Source organism: Limimaricola sp. AA108-03 (assembly GCF_050847355.1).
Taxonomy (GTDB): domain Bacteria; phylum Pseudomonadota; class Alphaproteobacteria; order Rhodobacterales; family Rhodobacteraceae; genus Limimaricola.
Genome location: NZ_CP193755.1, coordinates 872,877 through 887,225 on the forward strand (window position 1 = coordinate 872,877; position 14,349 = coordinate 887,225).

The 14,349-nt window shown below is 67.5% G+C and carries 15 protein-coding genes; 8 read left to right on the plus strand and 7 right to left on the minus strand.

Annotation, left to right across the window (positions count from 1 at the left end; all coding sequences use genetic code 11):
* The first annotated feature begins 50 nt into the window (after nucleotides 1-50).
* The 4 genes from ACRAQ3_RS04335 (at nucleotide 51) to glmM (ending at nucleotide 4,074) form a co-directional block, all read left to right on the plus strand.
* Nucleotides 51-782, plus strand: coding sequence for a cell wall hydrolase (locus ACRAQ3_RS04335; protein WP_432255800.1), 732 nt, complete (start codon nucleotides 51-53; stop codon nucleotides 780-782).
* A gap of 81 nt (nucleotides 783-863) precedes the next feature.
* On the plus strand, nucleotides 864-1,739 hold the full coding sequence (locus ACRAQ3_RS04340; protein WP_432255801.1) for a dihydroneopterin aldolase: 876 nt from the start codon (nucleotides 864-866) through the stop codon (nucleotides 1,737-1,739).
* Complete coding sequence (gene folP, locus ACRAQ3_RS04345) at nucleotides 1,736-2,734, plus strand: dihydropteroate synthase (RefSeq protein WP_432255802.1); 999 nt, start codon at nucleotides 1,736-1,738, stop codon at nucleotides 2,732-2,734. Before ACRAQ3_RS04340 ends, folP begins: the two co-directional genes overlap by 4 nt.
* Nucleotides 2,731-4,074 carry a phosphoglucosamine mutase gene (gene glmM / locus ACRAQ3_RS04350; RefSeq protein WP_432255803.1) on the plus strand — a complete coding sequence of 448 codons (1,344 nt, stop codon included), beginning with the start codon at nucleotides 2,731-2,733 and terminating at the stop codon, nucleotides 4,072-4,074. The genes folP and glmM overlap by 4 nt, the downstream gene beginning before the upstream one ends.
* A gap of 2 nt (nucleotides 4,075-4,076) precedes the next feature.
* On the opposite strand, the gene ACRAQ3_RS04355 is transcribed toward glmM, so the two are convergent.
* Nucleotides 4,077-4,991, minus strand: coding sequence for a DMT family transporter (locus tag ACRAQ3_RS04355; RefSeq protein ID WP_432255804.1), 915 nt, complete (start codon nucleotides 4,989-4,991; stop codon nucleotides 4,077-4,079).
* Nucleotides 4,992-5,419: 428 nt separating this feature from the next.
* Here ACRAQ3_RS04355 and ACRAQ3_RS04360 point away from each other — a divergent pair, with 428 nt between their 5' ends.
* Complete coding sequence (locus ACRAQ3_RS04360) at nucleotides 5,420-5,761, plus strand: hypothetical protein (protein WP_269396569.1); 342 nt, start codon at nucleotides 5,420-5,422, stop codon at nucleotides 5,759-5,761.
* 55 nt (nucleotides 5,762-5,816) lie between these two features.
* On the opposite strand, the gene ACRAQ3_RS04365 is transcribed toward ACRAQ3_RS04360, so the two are convergent.
* Nucleotides 5,817-6,368, minus strand: coding sequence for a hypothetical protein (locus ACRAQ3_RS04365; protein WP_432255805.1), 552 nt, complete (start codon nucleotides 6,366-6,368; stop codon nucleotides 5,817-5,819).
* A 190-nt stretch (nucleotides 6,369-6,558) separates the two neighbouring features.
* Nucleotides 6,559-7,605 carry a ketol-acid reductoisomerase gene (gene ilvC, locus ACRAQ3_RS04370; protein ID WP_432255806.1) on the minus strand — a complete coding sequence of 349 codons (1,047 nt, stop codon included), beginning with the start codon at nucleotides 7,603-7,605 and terminating at the stop codon, nucleotides 6,559-6,561.
* 127 nt (nucleotides 7,606-7,732) lie between these two features.
* On the opposite strand from ilvC, the gene ACRAQ3_RS04375 reads away from it, so the two are divergent.
* Together ACRAQ3_RS04375 and ACRAQ3_RS04380 are read left to right on the plus strand one after the other, a co-directional pair.
* Complete coding sequence (locus ACRAQ3_RS04375) at nucleotides 7,733-8,188, plus strand: Lrp/AsnC family transcriptional regulator (protein WP_432256259.1); 456 nt, start codon at nucleotides 7,733-7,735, stop codon at nucleotides 8,186-8,188.
* Nucleotides 8,185-8,640 carry an Lrp/AsnC family transcriptional regulator gene (locus tag ACRAQ3_RS04380; RefSeq protein WP_085894589.1) on the plus strand — a complete coding sequence of 152 codons (456 nt, stop codon included), beginning with the start codon at nucleotides 8,185-8,187 and terminating at the stop codon, nucleotides 8,638-8,640. Before ACRAQ3_RS04375 ends, ACRAQ3_RS04380 begins: the two co-directional genes overlap by 4 nt.
* Here the strand turns inward: ACRAQ3_RS04380 and ACRAQ3_RS04385 are convergent.
* Both ACRAQ3_RS04385 and ACRAQ3_RS04390 read right to left on the minus strand, forming a co-directional pair.
* Complete coding sequence (locus ACRAQ3_RS04385) at nucleotides 8,637-9,827, minus strand: FAD-dependent monooxygenase (protein WP_432255807.1); 1,191 nt, start codon at nucleotides 9,825-9,827, stop codon at nucleotides 8,637-8,639. The two genes, ACRAQ3_RS04380 and ACRAQ3_RS04385, sit on opposite strands and share 4 nt — an antisense overlap.
* A 37-nt stretch (nucleotides 9,828-9,864) precedes the next feature.
* Nucleotides 9,865-10,533, minus strand: coding sequence for a pyrimidine 5'-nucleotidase (locus ACRAQ3_RS04390; protein ID WP_432255808.1), 669 nt, complete (start codon nucleotides 10,531-10,533; stop codon nucleotides 9,865-9,867).
* Nucleotides 10,534-10,636: 103 nt separating this feature from the next.
* On the opposite strand from ACRAQ3_RS04390, the gene ACRAQ3_RS04395 reads away from it, so the two are divergent.
* Nucleotides 10,637-11,290 carry a GntR family transcriptional regulator gene (locus ACRAQ3_RS04395; protein WP_085894592.1) on the plus strand — a complete coding sequence of 218 codons (654 nt, stop codon included), beginning with the start codon at nucleotides 10,637-10,639 and terminating at the stop codon, nucleotides 11,288-11,290.
* Here the strand turns inward: ACRAQ3_RS04395 and ACRAQ3_RS04400 are convergent.
* Complete coding sequence (locus tag ACRAQ3_RS04400; protein ID WP_432255809.1) at nucleotides 11,244-12,992, minus strand: glycosyltransferase; 1,749 nt, start codon at nucleotides 12,990-12,992, stop codon at nucleotides 11,244-11,246. The genes ACRAQ3_RS04395 and ACRAQ3_RS04400 overlap by 47 nt on opposite strands.
* A gap of 59 nt (nucleotides 12,993-13,051) precedes the next feature.
* Nucleotides 13,052-14,215, minus strand: coding sequence for a glutamine-hydrolyzing carbamoyl-phosphate synthase small subunit (gene carA / locus ACRAQ3_RS04405; protein ID WP_432255810.1), 1,164 nt, complete (start codon nucleotides 14,213-14,215; stop codon nucleotides 13,052-13,054).
* Nucleotides 14,216-14,349 lie beyond the last annotated feature (134 nt).

The following is a 14,349-nucleotide window of genomic DNA, read 5'->3' on the forward strand; positions in this document are numbered from 1 at the left end:
GTCCCCCCCTGCCAGCGCGGGGCAGACCGCGAGGAACCGGGGACATCATCATGAAGCAACTGAACTTTTTGCGCCTGCCCATGTTTGGCGCGATGGCTTGTCTTGCGACGGTTGTAGCCGCAGCACCAGCCAGCGCGGGCGAGGATGGCCTCGTCGCGGCGCAGAAAGCGGAAATCCGAGTCGCTGCCGCGCCTGCGGCCGACACCCGTCTTTCCCTGCTTCTGGGCGATCAACGCGGCGCGGGCCAAATTGTTCCCGCCGTGGCTGGTGGTGATGCGCTTCCTGCCGCTGCCGATCGGGGGCTGAAGACCGACATCAGCAACGGCAAGCAGGATTACGACGTTCTGCTGGCTTCGCAGCCCTCTGCGAAGGGCGATGCCCAATGGGAATGCCTCACCGAGGCGCTTTATTTCGAAGCACGTGGCGAATCCGTGAAAGGGCAGTTCGCGGTTGCCGAAGTGATCCTGAACCGGGTGGATAGCCCGGACTATCCCGACACCATCTGCAAGGTGGTGAACCAGGGAACCGGCCGCAAATATGCCTGCCAGTTCTCCTATACCTGCGACGGCATCCCGGACACGGTCAATGACCAGCGCTCTTGGAACAAGCTGGGCCGGATCGCCGAGATCATGATCGAGGACGGTCCGCGCGAGCTGACCGCCGGCGCCACCCATTACCACACCACCGCCGTGAACCCGTCCTGGGCCGGGCGCATTCCCCGCACGGCCGCGATCGGCGCTCATCTGTTCTACCGCGAGGCCACCCGCACCGCTTCGAACTGAGGCGCGAGCCGGGCGTCAACGGCTTGCCGGGCGGGCAGGGGGAGGTTAGATGCCCCATGCCCGCAAGCCCGGAGTGGCCAGATGACCGATGAAACCCGCCAGGCCTTCGCGCACCCTCGGGCGCGCGCCGCGGCGACCGCCGACACGCTTCGGGATCGTATCCTGCTTGATGACCATGTGGTCGAGGTGGAAATCGGCGCCTTCCGCGCCGAACGCGGCGCCACGCAGCGCCTCGCCTTCGACATCGTGGCCGAGCTGCGCCCGGCCCCGCCGGCGGGCGACGATGTGGATCGCATTCTTTCCTATGATCGGCTGACCGAGGCGGTGTCCGACGCGCTGGCCACGGAGCGCCTCGATCTGCTCGAGACCTTGGCCGAGCGCATCGCCGACCGCATTCTCGCCGAGCCGCAGGCCGAGCGGGTCTTCGTGCGCATCCGCAAGCTGGACCGCGGCCCCGGTGCGTTGGGGGTGGAGATCGTCCGCTCCGGTCCGAGCAGCGTGTCGCCCAGCGCCGCGCCGCGCCCCGTCGTGGCGCTGATCTCCGCCGAGGCCGCCGCGCGGCCCGGGGACTGGCGCAAGGCGCTGCTGGCCGAAACCGGCCCGCTGGTCTTGTGCGTCGAAGCGGCGCGCGTTGCGCCCGACGTGACGGACGCCGCCGCGCGGGGCCGGATCGAACTTCTGGAGCTCGACCAGGCCGCGTGGCGATTGTCGGCGCTGCTGCCCGAGATCGAGGTGCGCGATAATCGCACCGAGCTGGACTGGGCGCAGCGCAAGGGGGCACCCAGCATGTGGGCGCCGACGCGCATGGCCGTCTCGGCGGTCGCCGGGCCGAAGAGCACCACGGGCGCGGATCTCGCGGCCTGGCTGGCCGAGACCCTCGATGCGCGGGAAATCCTCCTCGTGGGGGCTGCGGCTCCCTCGACGGATCGACCGCTTCGGTCTCTCGGTTCGGCATGAGGCCGGTGGTGCCGTTGCCCCTCTGGCCGCTGGGGCCTGAGGGCGGCCTGCCCCTGGCCGGCATGGCGGGGCTGCGCTTTGCGCATGCGCTCGATCATGAGGGACGAGAGATCACGGCTCAAAAGCTCGACGCAACGATGATCGAGCGATTGAGCGCGCCGCGCCCGAAGCTGTGCGGGCTTTCGCTCGACCGCCCGCGACTGATGGGCATTCTCAACGTCACCCCCGACAGCTTTTCCGATGGCGGCGACCATGCGGGCCATGCCGAGGCGGTGGCGCGTGCGCGGGCCATGGTCGAAGAGGGGGCCGAAATTCTCGATATCGGCGGCGAATCGACCCGGCCCGGCGCGCAGGCGGTGGCGGTGGACGAGGAGATGGCCCGCGTGGTCCCGGTGGTGGCCGCGTTGCGCGCCGCCGGCCTGACCGTGCCGATCTCCATCGACACTCGCAATGCCGCCACGGCACGCGCGGCGCTTGCCGAGGGTGCCGACATGATCAACGACGTCTCGGCCCTGACCCATGACCCGGGAATGGCCGGTGTCGTGGCCGAGGCGGGCGTGCCGATCTGCCTGATGCATGCCAAGGGCACGCCTCAGGAGATGCAGCGGGCGCCGCGTTACGATGATGTGCTCGCCGAGGTGATGGATGCGCTTGGCGACCGGATCGAGGCGGCGGTGGCGGCGGGAATCCCGCATGACAGGATACTGGTCGATCCGGGGATCGGCTTCGGCAAGGATCTCGGCCACAATCTCGCGCTTCTGCAATCCCTCACCGCCTTTCACGGTTTCGGCCTGCCGCTATTGATCGGCGTCTCCCGCAAGCGTTTCATCGGTACGATCGGCGGTGCCGAGGCGCCGAAGGATCGGATGCCCGGTTCGATCGCGGTGGCGCTCTGGGCGGTGCGGCAGGGCGCGCAGGTGATCCGGGTGCATGACATAAAAGAAACGCGGCAGGCGCTCGACCTGCAGCACGCATTGATGAGGGAAGAGCCATGACACGCAAGCTGTTCGGCACCGATGGGGTGCGCGGTACCGCCAATACCTGGCCGATGACGGCCGAGGTCGCGCTCAGGATCGGCGCCGCCGCCGGGCGCTATTTCCGCAATGACGGCTCGAACGGCCACCGCGTCGTGATCGGCAAGGACACGCGGCTGTCCGGCTATATGTTCGAGAACGCGCTGACCGCCGGTCTCACCTCCACGGGCATGAACGCGCTTCTGCTCGGGCCGGTGCCGACCCCAGCGGTGGGCCTGCTGACCCATTCCATGCGCGCCGATGTGGGCATCATGATCTCGGCATCTCACAACCCGCATCATGACAATGGCATCAAGTTCTTCGGGCCCGATGGTTTCAAGCTCTCGGACGAGGCCGAGGCCGAGATCGAGGCTTTGGTGGCAGGTCAGGTGGAGCCCGCCAAGGCTGCCAATATCGGCCGCGCCAAGCGCGTCGATGACGGCCGTTTCCGCTATGCCGAGCGGCTCAAATCGACCTTTCCGCAGGGCAAGCGGCTCGACGGTCTCAAGGTGGTGATCGACTGCGCCAACGGCGCGGCCTACAAGGTCGCCCCCGAGGTGCTTTGGGAGCTGGGCGCGACGGTGATCCCGGTGGGGGTGGATCCCGACGGCACCAACATCAACCAGAATTGCGGCTCCACCGCGCCGCGCCACGCGGCGGCACGGGTGCTGGAGGAAGGGGCGGATCTGGGCATCTGCCTCGATGGCGATGCCGACCGGGTGATGATCATCGACGAAACCGGCCAGATCGCCGATGGCGACCAGCTGATGGCGCTGATGGCCGGGCGCTGGGCGGCGGAGGACCGGCTGCGCGGCGGCACGCTCGTCGCCACGGTGATGAGCAATCTCGGGCTGGAGCGGTTCATGACCGCGCGCGGGCTGAAGCTCGAGCGCACCAAGGTCGGCGACCGCTACGTGGTCGAGGCGATGCGGCGCGGAGGCTGGAATCTGGGCGGCGAACAGTCGGGGCACATCGTGATGACCGACTACGCCACCACCGGTGACGGGATGCTGGCGGGCCTGCAATTCCTCGCGGCGATGATCGAGAGCGGCCGCCCCGCTTCGGCACTGGTGCGCCAGTTCGAACGCGTGCCGCAACTGTTGAAGAACGTGCGCTACGCGCCCGGTCACGATCCGCTCGATGCGGCGGCGGTCAAGAAGGCGATCGCCGAGGCCGAAGGGCTGCTGGATGGCAAGGGACGGCTGCTGATCCGCAAATCCGGCACCGAGCCGCTGATCCGCGTGATGGCGGAATGCGAGGATGACGCCCTGCTCGTCCAAGTGGTCGAGGGCATCGTTGCCGAAGTGCAGTCGGTCGCCTGAACTCAGCCGGCCGGGGCCGCGCGGGCGAACAGCGCGCGCAGGTTCCGGCCCTGGCTGAGGCCGAGCCCGGCGAGGATCAGCGCCAGCGCGACGAAGAAGCGCCAAGGCAGCGCCTCGTCCAAGGCCAGCGCGCCGATCGCCATCGACCAGACCGGCACCTGGTAATTCACCAGCGTCATGAAGACCGATCCGGCGGAGCGGATCACCGTGACCCGGATCAGCGCTGCCAGAGCGGTGGGCAGCAGTCCGAGAAACAGAAGCGCCGCGCCGGGGACCGCGCCGGTCCAGCCCGGAACGCCCTCCGTGAGCAGCATCACCGGCATCAGGATCACCGCGCCCACCGCGAGGCTGAGTGCGGTCAGCACCACGCCATCCAGAGGCGGACAGCGCCGGGTGAGGATCGAGGCCACCGCGTAGGAGAACGCCGCGGCGAGGCAGGCGATCTGCCCCCAGGCCGACAGTCCGGCCCCCGGCACCAGCACCCCGGGGCCGATCAGGATCAGCGCGCCCAAGAATCCGACACTGACGCCCGCGGCCGAACGCCAGTTCAGCAACTCGTCCGAGAACAGCGCGGCCAGCAGCAACACGAAGAGCGGCAGCGCTGCCATGGAGATGCCGGCGAAGGCCGAGGGGACGTATTGCTGCCCCCATGCCAGCAGCAGGAAAGGCAGCGCGGTGGACAGCGCGCCGATCGCCACGAGATAGCCCATGAGGCGTCCCGGGAGCCGCGGGACCCGCCGTCCCATGGCCCACATCAGCGCCAGCATGGCGACGGCGCCGAGCGTAGTGCGGGCGCAGGCCACGGTGACCGGCCCGTAACCGTCGAGCGCCACGCGCACCACGGCGAAGGTGCCGCCCCAGATGAGTCCGAGAAGGAGGATGGAGAGCCAGTCGGCGGTGCTTGGTTTCGCGGTCATGATGCCGGTTCAGCACGCGCGTCCGGTATTGTCTATGACCTATGATCAGCACCGATCGGTGTAGGAATCTGCAAGCGGCGCAGACCGGATGCCGTAAATCTATGCAGGCCCTTGTAACGTGGGCTCACATCCTCCGGATGTGCATCGTTAGAAATTTCGTGTGCCTCACGTGAGTATCACGGAGCCGTTACCAAGCGAGGCACGGGGACATATCGTCATGGTTGAAGTCTGTGCGCCTCGGGCCTTTGGGAAGGTGCGACTCAGCTCCCGGGGGGGCCCTCCTGCACATCACCCCATGCAAGGGGGAAATGGGCTCACGAGGCCGGATCGTCCTTGTGATGTTACAGCACTCGCGCCGTGAATGGGCAAGGCGCAGCCTGTGGATACGGGTCGCAGAACCCGAATCTATTCAGGGAAGGTCCACCACCATGTACGGGAAACTCCTAGCGGCGGCATTGCTCGCCACGACGGTCACCGGCGCAGAGGCGATGATCGGTGACAATGCCTTCACCTCGCTCGAGCGGATCAGGGCGCAAAGTTCGCTGATCGATGTCGGGCGGGTCAGGTCCGAAGGCATGGGGATGGTCGAAATCTACAGCATGAATTCGGATGGCACGCAGACGCTTCTCGGCAGCCAGCCGGTCCATGCCGGTGCCAACAACAACGTGCGGGTCCATATCGGCCACCCGGTGCAGCGTGACATCGTTGCCGTGCTCAGGGTCGACGGCCAGGTCGTCGCCACGCGTGAGTTCGACGTGATCAGGCGTTGAACCGGCGATACGAAGCGCTTCGACGGGGCCGGCTTCACAGCCGGCCCCGATCGTGTCAGGCGCGCAGTTCGGCGGTCGCGCGGGCCGGAGCGGTCGACTCGTTGGCAGCGGCGTAGCGGGTCGCGGCCTCCTGAGACGAGGGCTTTGCCTCGACCTTGCTGATCTCGGGGACGGAGGTGGGCGTCTGGCCGATCGACTCGACCACCGCACTCTGGCGATCCCGGTTCTGGGCGGCGATCGCCTCCGCGCGGGAACGCGCGATGTCGTCGATCGCCTCGTCCTCGGCTTCGAGTTCGGCGCTGCGGGCCGTCGTTGCCGCCGGTTCCGCGCGGTTGGCGCTGGCGGCGGCGCCGCTCGATTTCTCGGAGGATTCGACCGCTTGTCCGCCAGCTACCGAAAGGCTGGACTGGGTGTTCGAGTTGGTGGCGACGGCCACCGCGTTCTCGGGGTCGTTCGCCGCCGCGGTTTCAATGTCGTCGTCGTCGATTTCCACCTCTTCGGCGTCTTCGATCTCCTCTTGGGACGAAGTTGCCGTGCTGCTCTGAGATTCTTGCAAGAGCGAGGAAGTGACGGAATTGATCGTTGAAGAAAGCGAGCCGATCATCATGGTTACTCCTACTGGTAATGCAGGAAGCAATTCGCCGGGAATTGTGGCCAGAATGCACCGAGACGATGTCGGACGCCGAGGCCTATACCAACGCGCCAAACCTATACGAAATATCGGAAATTTCGAGCGACACAAAAAAATAGGGGCGCCGCGTGGCGCCCCTTGACCTGTTCGTGTCGATCGGAGGCGATCAGTTGCGCGCCTTGTCGACCATCTTGCCCTTGGAGATCCAGGGCATCATCGCGCGGAGCTTCTCGCCGACCTGCTCGATCTGGTGCTCGTCGTTGAGACGGCGGGTCGCCTTGAACATCGGCTGACCGACCGCGTTTTCCTGCATGAAGTCGCGGACGAACTTGCCGTTCTGGATGTCCGTCAGCACGTCTTTCATGCGCTTCTTGGTCTCCTCATAGGGGAGGACGCGCGGACCCGAGACGTATTCGCCGTATTCGGCGGTGTTCGAGATCGAGTAGTTCATGTTGGCGATGCCGCCTTCATAGATCAGGTCGACGATCAGCTTCACCTCGTGGAGGCACTCGAAATAGGCCATCTCGGGCTCGTAGCCTGCCTCGACCAGCGTTTCGAAGCCCATGCGGATCAGTTCGACGAGGCCGCCGCAGAGCACGGCCTGCTCGCCGAACAGGTCGGTTTCGCATTCCTGGCGGAAGTTGGTCTCGATGATGCCCGAGCGACCGCCGCCGATGGCGGAGCAGTAGGAGAGACCGATCTCCATCGCCTTGCCGGTCGCATCCTGATGCACCGCGACGAGGCAGGGCACGCCGCCGCCCTTGACGTATTCGCCGCGCACGGTGTGGCCCGGTCCCTTGGGCGCCATCATGATGACGTCGACGCCGGGCTTGGGCTCGATCAGGCCGAAGTGCACGTTCAGACCGTGTGCGAAGGCGATGGCAGAGCCTTCCTTCAGGTGGTCATGCACATGCTTGCGGTAGGTTTCGGCCTGCAGTTCGTCGGGCATGGTGAACATGATCACGTCGCACCAGGCGGCGGCTTCCTCGATGTCCATGACCTGCAGGCCCTCGCCCTCGGCCTTGGCACGCGACGGCGAGCCTTCGCGCAGCGCCACGACGAGGTTCTTGGCGCCGGAATCGCGCAGGTTCAGCGCATGGGCGTGGCCCTGCGAGCCATAGCCGAGAATGGCGACCTTCTTGTCCTTGATCAGGTTCACGTCGCAGTCGCGGTCGTAATAAACGCGCATGATGTCGTCCTCTCGTTCTCTCATTCGCCGGGGCGGGGATATCTGGAGGCAACATGACCGAGCTGCGATGCGGTTACGAGGAGGGGATAGCATGAAAATCATGCCAATATCGAACCTATCATTCGTCAAGTTGGCCTGCTACGTGATTTCCATGCATGACGATACCGACAGACGGCTTCTTCGCCTTTTGCAGGAGGCGCCCGATCTCTCCACCGCCGAGCTCGCGGAACGCGCCGGGCTCACGGCGATGCGCTGCGCCCGCAGGCTGGCGCGGCTGCAGGATGCGGGCGTGCTGCGTGGCAGCCGCGCGGTGATCAACTGGAAGGCGCTGGGCTTCGAGGTGGCGGTGAGCCTGCGCGTGACGCTCGACAAGACCCAGCCGCGCGCCTTCGACGAATTCCTCGCGCGGGCCCGCGAGGTGGCTGAGGTGATCGAGATCCAGACCTTTCTGGGCCGTGTCGACGTGCGACTTCAGCTGGTGGCGCGGGACCTCGATCATTACCGGGTCGTGTACCGCGAACGCATCCTCGCGCTGCCGCATATCGCGGATATCGAAAGCCTGATGACGGTAAGCGTGGTGAAATCCGACGAGAAGTTGCCTCTATGACCGATCTCGACGCCATGGACCGGGCCCTGCTGCGCGCGCTTGCCGAGGATGCCGCGCGGCCCGCCGCGGATCTGGGCCGCGAGCTAGGCCTGTCGCAGCCCGCGACCTGGCGGCGCATCAAGCGGCTTCGCGACATCGGCGCGCTCAAGGGCCGTCGCCTCGATCTCGATGCCGCGGCGCTGGGCTTCGGCGTTACCGTGTTCCTTGGGGTCAAGCTCGCGAGCCGCGGTCGCGCCAGCCTCGAGGATTTCGAACGCGCGGTCTGCGCGATCCGCGAGGTGCAGACCGTCGAGCACGTGCTGGGCCTCTACGACTACCGGCTGCGCGTGGTGGCGCGCGATCTCGAGGATTTCGAGCGGGTGCTGCGTCGGCGTATCATGACCCTACCGGGCATCGGCCCGGTCGAGGCCAACGTTCTGCTCTCGGAGGAACGGCTGCCGGGCCCGCTCTAGCGTCCGGCCCCCAGTCCGAGCCGCATGAGCCTGCGTCTGAGCGGCGCGATGTCATGCATCAGGCCCAGCCCGAACCCACGCAGCCCCTGCGCCCACGGCCCGCCCGCTATGGCGATCCGGTTCAACGCGTCGATCCCGTGCTCGCGCAGCGCAATGTCGCCGGCCCGCCTGCGGGCATAGACATCGAGCATGGCCGCGTCGCCCAGACCCTCGGGGCGCGCCGCCGCGAGATCCACAAGACAGGCGACATCGGCAAGAGATGTGTTCAGCCCCTGCGCGCCGATGGGCGGCATCACATGCGCCGCCTCGGCCACCAGGGCCACGCGCCTCGCAGTAAGTGCGCGCGCGGTCTGCATGATGATCGGCCAGCTCTGCCTCCCGGTGACGAGATGCAGCCGCCCCAGAGCCCGCTCGGAGCGCGCCGTCGCCTCGATGTCGAAATCCGAGATGGGCAGTGCCGCGAGCCGTTCGACTTCGCGCCCCGGCTCCATCCAGATCCCCGCCGATGAGGGCTTTCCCTCGTGATCGGGCAGCGGCACCAGCGTGAACGGCCCGCCAGAGCGGTGGATTTCGATCGAAACGTTGTCATGAGGGCGTTCATGCGTGACCGCGAAGGCCAGTGCCTTCTGCCCGTAGCGCCGGGTGCGCACTTCGATGCCACAGGCCTCGCGCACCGCGCTGTTCCGCCCGTCGGCGGCGACGACCAGCTTCGCGGCCACCCGGCTGCCGTCGGTGAGGCGCACCAGCGCCCGGTCCTCGCGCGCGGTCAGCCCGGCAAAGCCCGTGCCGGCGCGGAATTCCACGTGGTCCATGTCGGCGATCCGCGCCGCCATCTCCCGGCGCAGCAGCCAGTTCGGAAGGTTCCAGCCGAAGGGCAGGGGGCCGAGATCTGCAGCATCGAAATCGCGACTGACCGGCGCGCCGCGCCCAGCCTCGACGATCCGCATCACTTGCAGGGACGTGGCATGAGGCGCCAGCCGATCCCAGAGCCCGGCCGCATCGAGCAGGTCGCGGGCGGGCTGCAGGAAGGCGGTGGACCGCAGGTCGGCGCCGCTGTCCTCCATCGTTCGAACGGGTGGCGCCGGATCGACGCAGAGCACCGAAAAGCCGCGCGCTCCGAAGGCGGCCGCGGCCGCAAGCCCGGCAATGCCGCCGCCGGAAACGAGAATGTCGATGGTCCGTGTCATGAGGCTGAGATAGGCCGGGGTGGCCCCGTGGGAAAGCCTAAGGGGCCAGCTGCGACACAAAGCCCGCCAGATCGTCGGTGTGATGGTGGATATGGTCGGCGCGGAGTGTCTCGGGCGGGCCGACCAGCACCGTGCGCATGCCCAAGGCATGCGGCACCGCGAGGTTGCGCGGGTCGTCCTCGAACATCGCGCCCTGATCGGGCGCCAGACCGTCGAGCGCAAAGACCGCCTCGAAGGCGGCGCGCTCGGGTTTTGGCACCAGCCCGGCATGTTCGACCCCATAGACCGCGTCGAAGACCCCGGTAAGCCCGCGCGCAGCGAGCACGCGCTGCGCATAGGGGCGGGTGCCGTTTGTATAGACTATGCGCCGTCCCGGTAGCGCGGCGATCGCGGCGGCGAGGCCCGGATCGGCCTCGAGACCGTCCATGTCTATATCGTGTACGTCGAGCAGGAAGTCATCGGCGGGCAGCCCGTGCTCGGCCATGAGCCCGGCCAGCGTCGTGCCGTAGCGGGCCCAGTAATCGGCGCGCAGCCGGTCGGCCTCGGTCGCCTCGACGCGCAGTTCGCGCATCATCCAGGCCCGCATCCGCGCCTCGATCTGGTCGAAGAGCCGCACCCGGGGCGGGTAGAGTGTGTTGTCGAGGTCGAAGACCCAAGCCCGGACATGGGAGAACTCGGCGGCGATGTCGGTGAGAAGGGCTGTCATGGCCGCGACCCTAGGCGCACGGGCGCAGAGCAGCAAGGCGGGCGCGGCTTGAACCTCGGACCGCGGCGGGGGTATCGTCGCTCGACCCATGGGAAGGCCGCGGATGCAGGATACCAGACCCTCGCAGAAGGACGCCTACGGGCTGATCCTCGAATCGATCGACAGCGGCATCTACCGCCCTGGCGACCGGCTGGTCGAAAGCGAGCTGGCGGATCGGTTCGGCGTGTCGCGCACCCCGGTGCGCGAGGCGCTGCAGCGGCTCGAGACCCAAGGCATGCTGACCCGCGACGGCCGTTCGCTGATCGTCGCCTCTCTCGATCACACGCAGCTCGCGGAGCTTTACGTCGTGCGAGGCGAGTTGGAGGGGCTGGCGGCGCGACTCGCCGCGCGGCATGCCGCGCCAGAAGAGGTGCGGGTGCTGCGCGACATGCTCGAAGCCGACCAGGCGCTGGTGAACGACCCCGCCGCGCTGGCCCGCGCCAATCGCCGCTTCCACAAGCAGATCCATCTCGCCAGCCATAACCGCTTCCTGGTGCGGCAACTCGATCTCGTGCATCGTTCGATGGCGCTTCTGGCCTCGACGTCGCTCGCGGCGGAAGGTCGGGGGCGTGGCGCGCTCGAGGAGCATGCGGCGATCGTCGCGGCGATCGAGGCGGGAGACGGCGACGCCGCGGACCGGGCGCTGCGCGATCATATCAGCCACGCCTTCGTCACCCGGCTGAAGCTCGACGCGGCGAAGGTGGAGGCGGCAAAGTAAGCGGCGTGGTGGGGCCGAAGACGCCATGCCGCGTCTTTTCCCACAGGAATGGACGCCGCAGCACCTGCCACAGCGCGCGCCAGACCGCGATCGTCGCCAGTGGAAAGTAGACCTGCAGCATCGGCGCCCAGAGCGCCAGCCGCGGCTGTCCGGCCCGCCGCGCCGCCAGCGCCGCGATCGCCCAGCTCACGCATTCGGACAGCGCGAAGACGAGGGCAAGCCCCCAGAGGGTTTCGGACCGCAGCCATGGCGACATCGGATGCGGCATTCCGAGGATCACAAGCCAGAACGACCAGAGTACAGGGGCCAGTGCGAACTGCGCCAGCGTTCCAAGAAACAACATCTGGACCCCGAGAAAGCGCCAGGCGCCCAGCTCTCGCCAGAGCCGCTCGGGATCGTGCATGGCGACGCCCCAACTCATGGCATAGCCCTTGAGCCAGCGTGACCGCTGCTTGACCCAGGGCCAGGGTCGAGCATTGGCCTCTTCAAGCGTGACGCTGTCGATCAGCTCGGTCCGAAAGCCGTGGCGCGCCAGCCGCACGCCGAGATCGGCGTCCTCGGTGACGTTGTGCGCGTCCCAGCCGCCGACCGCCTCGATCGCATGGCGGCGCAGGAACAGCGTGGTGCCACCGAGCGGCACGACGAGGCCGAGACGCTCCAGACCCGGCAGTATCACGCGAAACCAGCTTGCGTATTCGAGGGTGAAACAGCGTGCGATCCAGTTCGAGCGCGCGTTGTAATAGTCGAGAACGCCCTGCAGGCATCCGGTTCGGCGATCACTCGTCGCGAAACGCGTCACCACCTGCCGCAGCTGGTCGGCGGCGGGCGCGTCCTCGGCGTCGTAGATGCCGATGATGCTGCCGCGCGCGAAGGGCAGGGCGTAGTTGAGCGCGCGCGGCTTGGTGCGCAGGCGGCCCGTCGGCACGACCACGATCTGTGCCCAGCCCGGCAACGGCATGGATGACAGGGCTGCACGGGTCTCGGTATCGCAGGCCTCGACGATCAGGCACAGGTCGAGCCGGTCGCGCGGGTAGTCGAGCCCGTCCAGCCGTTCCAGCAGCGGCACCAGCATCGCCCCTTCGCGGTAAAGGGGCACCAAGAGCGATATCACCGGCATGACATCGTCCGCGGGAAGCGCAAGAAGATGGTGGCGGGATGCAGATCTGAAGCTGGCCAGCGCAGCCGCGAGTTTCAACGCGGTATTGACGACAAGCGTCAGGGCGCAGAGCGCACAGAGCAGCGCGAAAGCGGCCCAAGGGGCCAGCGCCACCGACAGGGCAGTGACGCTCAGAGTGACGACGAGCAGCAGGCAAAGCGGTTTGCGACCGACGATCCGGCAGCTTTGGTGCAGCGGCACCCGGGTTTCGGCGCGCAGCAGCAGTACAGGTTCCGCAAGTGGCAGCAGCGCCCGACGCAGCACCTCTGGGGCGCAGACCGCGCAGCGTGGGCGTCCGAAACCCGCGCGCTCCATTGCCGCGATGGTTTCGGGCTCGGGCGGCGTCGCGCAGAGGACGACCACGCGCCCGCCGATCCGGCGCCATGGCAACACCCCTAGCCGCAACGACCGCAACACGCCGAACCGGCGCAACAGGCGCGGATCGGGGGGCAGCGCGACCGGGTCGATGCGATCGGGCAAGGGCGGCGCGGAAGAGCCATGACCGGGCGCGCTTTGCGCCCGACCAAGCGGCGCGGGGGCGATCATCGGGCTCGCTTTCGCTGCGGAAGGCCGCCCGATGCTCGCCGCTCGCGATTAAGAAGCGGTTAACCCGCCTGGCGCGCCGCCATCGCCTCGGCGAAACGCTCGAACAGGTAGTAGCTGTCCTGCGGGCCGGGGCTGGCCTCTGGGTGGTACTGCACCGAAAAGACCGGCCGGTTGGTCATGCGGATGCCGCAGTTCGAGCCGTCGAAGAGCGACACGTGGGTCTCGATCACGCCGTCGGGCAGCGACTGGCTGTCCACGGTAAAACCGTGGTTCATCGAGGTGATCTCGACCTTGCCGGTTTCCTGGTCCTTCACGGGGTGGTTGGCGCCGTGATGACCGTGGTTCATCTTCACGGTCTGGGCACCCAGCGCGCGCGCCAGCATCTGGTGGCCAAGGCAGATCCCGAAGACCGGAATGTCGGACTGCTCGAGCACCGACTTGATCGCCGGGACCGCGTATTTGCCGGTCGCCGCCGGGTCGCCAGGGCCGTTCGACAGGAACAGCCCATCGGGGTTCAGCGCGAGGATCTCCTCGGCGGTGGCGGTGGCGGGCAGGACGGTGACCTCGCAGCCCGAGGAGGCGAGGCTGCGCAGGATGTTGCGCTTGGCGCCGTAATCGATGGCGACGACCTTGTGGCGCGGGCTCTCCTGCTTCTTGAAGCCGTCGGGCCAGGCCCAGCGCATCTCGTCCCAGCGATAGGACTGGACGCAGCTGACCTCCTTGGCGAGGTCGAGGCCGACGAGTCCCTTGAAGTCACGCGCCTGCGCGACGAGCGCCTCGAGGTCGAACACGCCGTCGGGGTTGTGCTCGATCGCGACATGCGGCGCGCCCTGCTGGCGGATCGCCCGGGTCAGGCGCCGCGTATCGACGCCGCCCATGCCGATGCGGCCGCGCTTGGCGAGCCAGTTCGAGAGAGTGTCGGTGGCGCGCCAGTTCGACGGCTCGGTCGGGTTCCACTTGACGATCATCGCGGCGGCCACCGGATCGGCGGCCTCCTCGTCTTCCTCAGTGGTGCCGGTATTGCCGACATGCGGGAAGGTGAAGGTCACGGCCTGGCCCGCATAGGAGGGGTCGGTCATGATTTCCTGATAGCCGGTCATCGCGGTGTTGAAGCAAAGCTCGGCCACGGTGCGGCCCGGAGCGCCGAAGCCCTGCCCGTAGAACACGGTCCCGTCTGCGAGCGCGAGGCAGGCGGTCGGCTTGCCGGAAACATTATGCGGCATGGCGTCATTGCTCCTGTAGTGAAACCCGCCGCTACCTAGGGGCAGGGCTCGAAAGAATCAAGACGCGGCGGCACCCGGCGGCGCTTGTTGTCAGGCGGGCGCGAAACGGGTAGCTTACGCGCTTGTGTCTGAAA

Bases quoted from the DNA above. Each gene is read 5' to 3' on its own strand.
- ACRAQ3_RS04390 (WP_432255808.1), bottom strand. From the start codon at position 10,533: ATGACAGCCCTTCTCACCGACATCGCCGCCGAGTTCTCCCATGTCCGG.
- ilvC (WP_432255806.1), bottom strand. From the start codon at position 7,605: ATGAGAGAACGAGAGGACGACATCATGCGCGTTTATTACGACCGCGAC.
- ACRAQ3_RS04355 (WP_432255804.1), bottom strand. From the start codon at position 4,991: ATGACCGCGAAACCAAGCACCGCCGACTGGCTCTCCATCCTCCTTCTC.
- carA (WP_432255810.1), bottom strand. From the start codon at position 14,215: ATGCCGCATAATGTTTCCGGCAAGCCGACCGCCTGCCTCGCGCTCGCA.
- ACRAQ3_RS04360 (WP_269396569.1), top strand. From the start codon at position 5,420: ATGTACGGGAAACTCCTAGCGGCGGCATTGCTCGCCACGACGGTCACC.
- folP (WP_432255802.1), top strand. From the start codon at position 1,736: ATGAGGCCGGTGGTGCCGTTGCCCCTCTGGCCGCTGGGGCCTGAGGGC.
- ACRAQ3_RS04375 (WP_432256259.1), top strand. From the start codon at position 7,733: ATGCATGACGATACCGACAGACGGCTTCTTCGCCTTTTGCAGGAGGCG.
- ACRAQ3_RS04400 (WP_432255809.1), bottom strand. From the start codon at position 12,992: ATGATCGCCCCCGCGCCGCTTGGTCGGGCGCAAAGCGCGCCCGGTCAT.
- ACRAQ3_RS04335 (WP_432255800.1), top strand. From the start codon at position 51: ATGAAGCAACTGAACTTTTTGCGCCTGCCCATGTTTGGCGCGATGGCT.
- ACRAQ3_RS04395 (WP_085894592.1), top strand. From the start codon at position 10,637: ATGCAGGATACCAGACCCTCGCAGAAGGACGCCTACGGGCTGATCCTC.
- ACRAQ3_RS04385 (WP_432255807.1), bottom strand. From the start codon at position 9,827: ATGACACGGACCATCGACATTCTCGTTTCCGGCGGCGGCATTGCCGGG.
- ACRAQ3_RS04340 (WP_432255801.1), top strand. From the start codon at position 864: ATGACCGATGAAACCCGCCAGGCCTTCGCGCACCCTCGGGCGCGCGCC.
- ACRAQ3_RS04380 (WP_085894589.1), top strand. From the start codon at position 8,185: ATGACCGATCTCGACGCCATGGACCGGGCCCTGCTGCGCGCGCTTGCC.
- glmM (WP_432255803.1), top strand. From the start codon at position 2,731: ATGACACGCAAGCTGTTCGGCACCGATGGGGTGCGCGGTACCGCCAAT.
- ACRAQ3_RS04365 (WP_432255805.1), bottom strand. From the start codon at position 6,368: ATGATGATCGGCTCGCTTTCTTCAACGATCAATTCCGTCACTTCCTCG.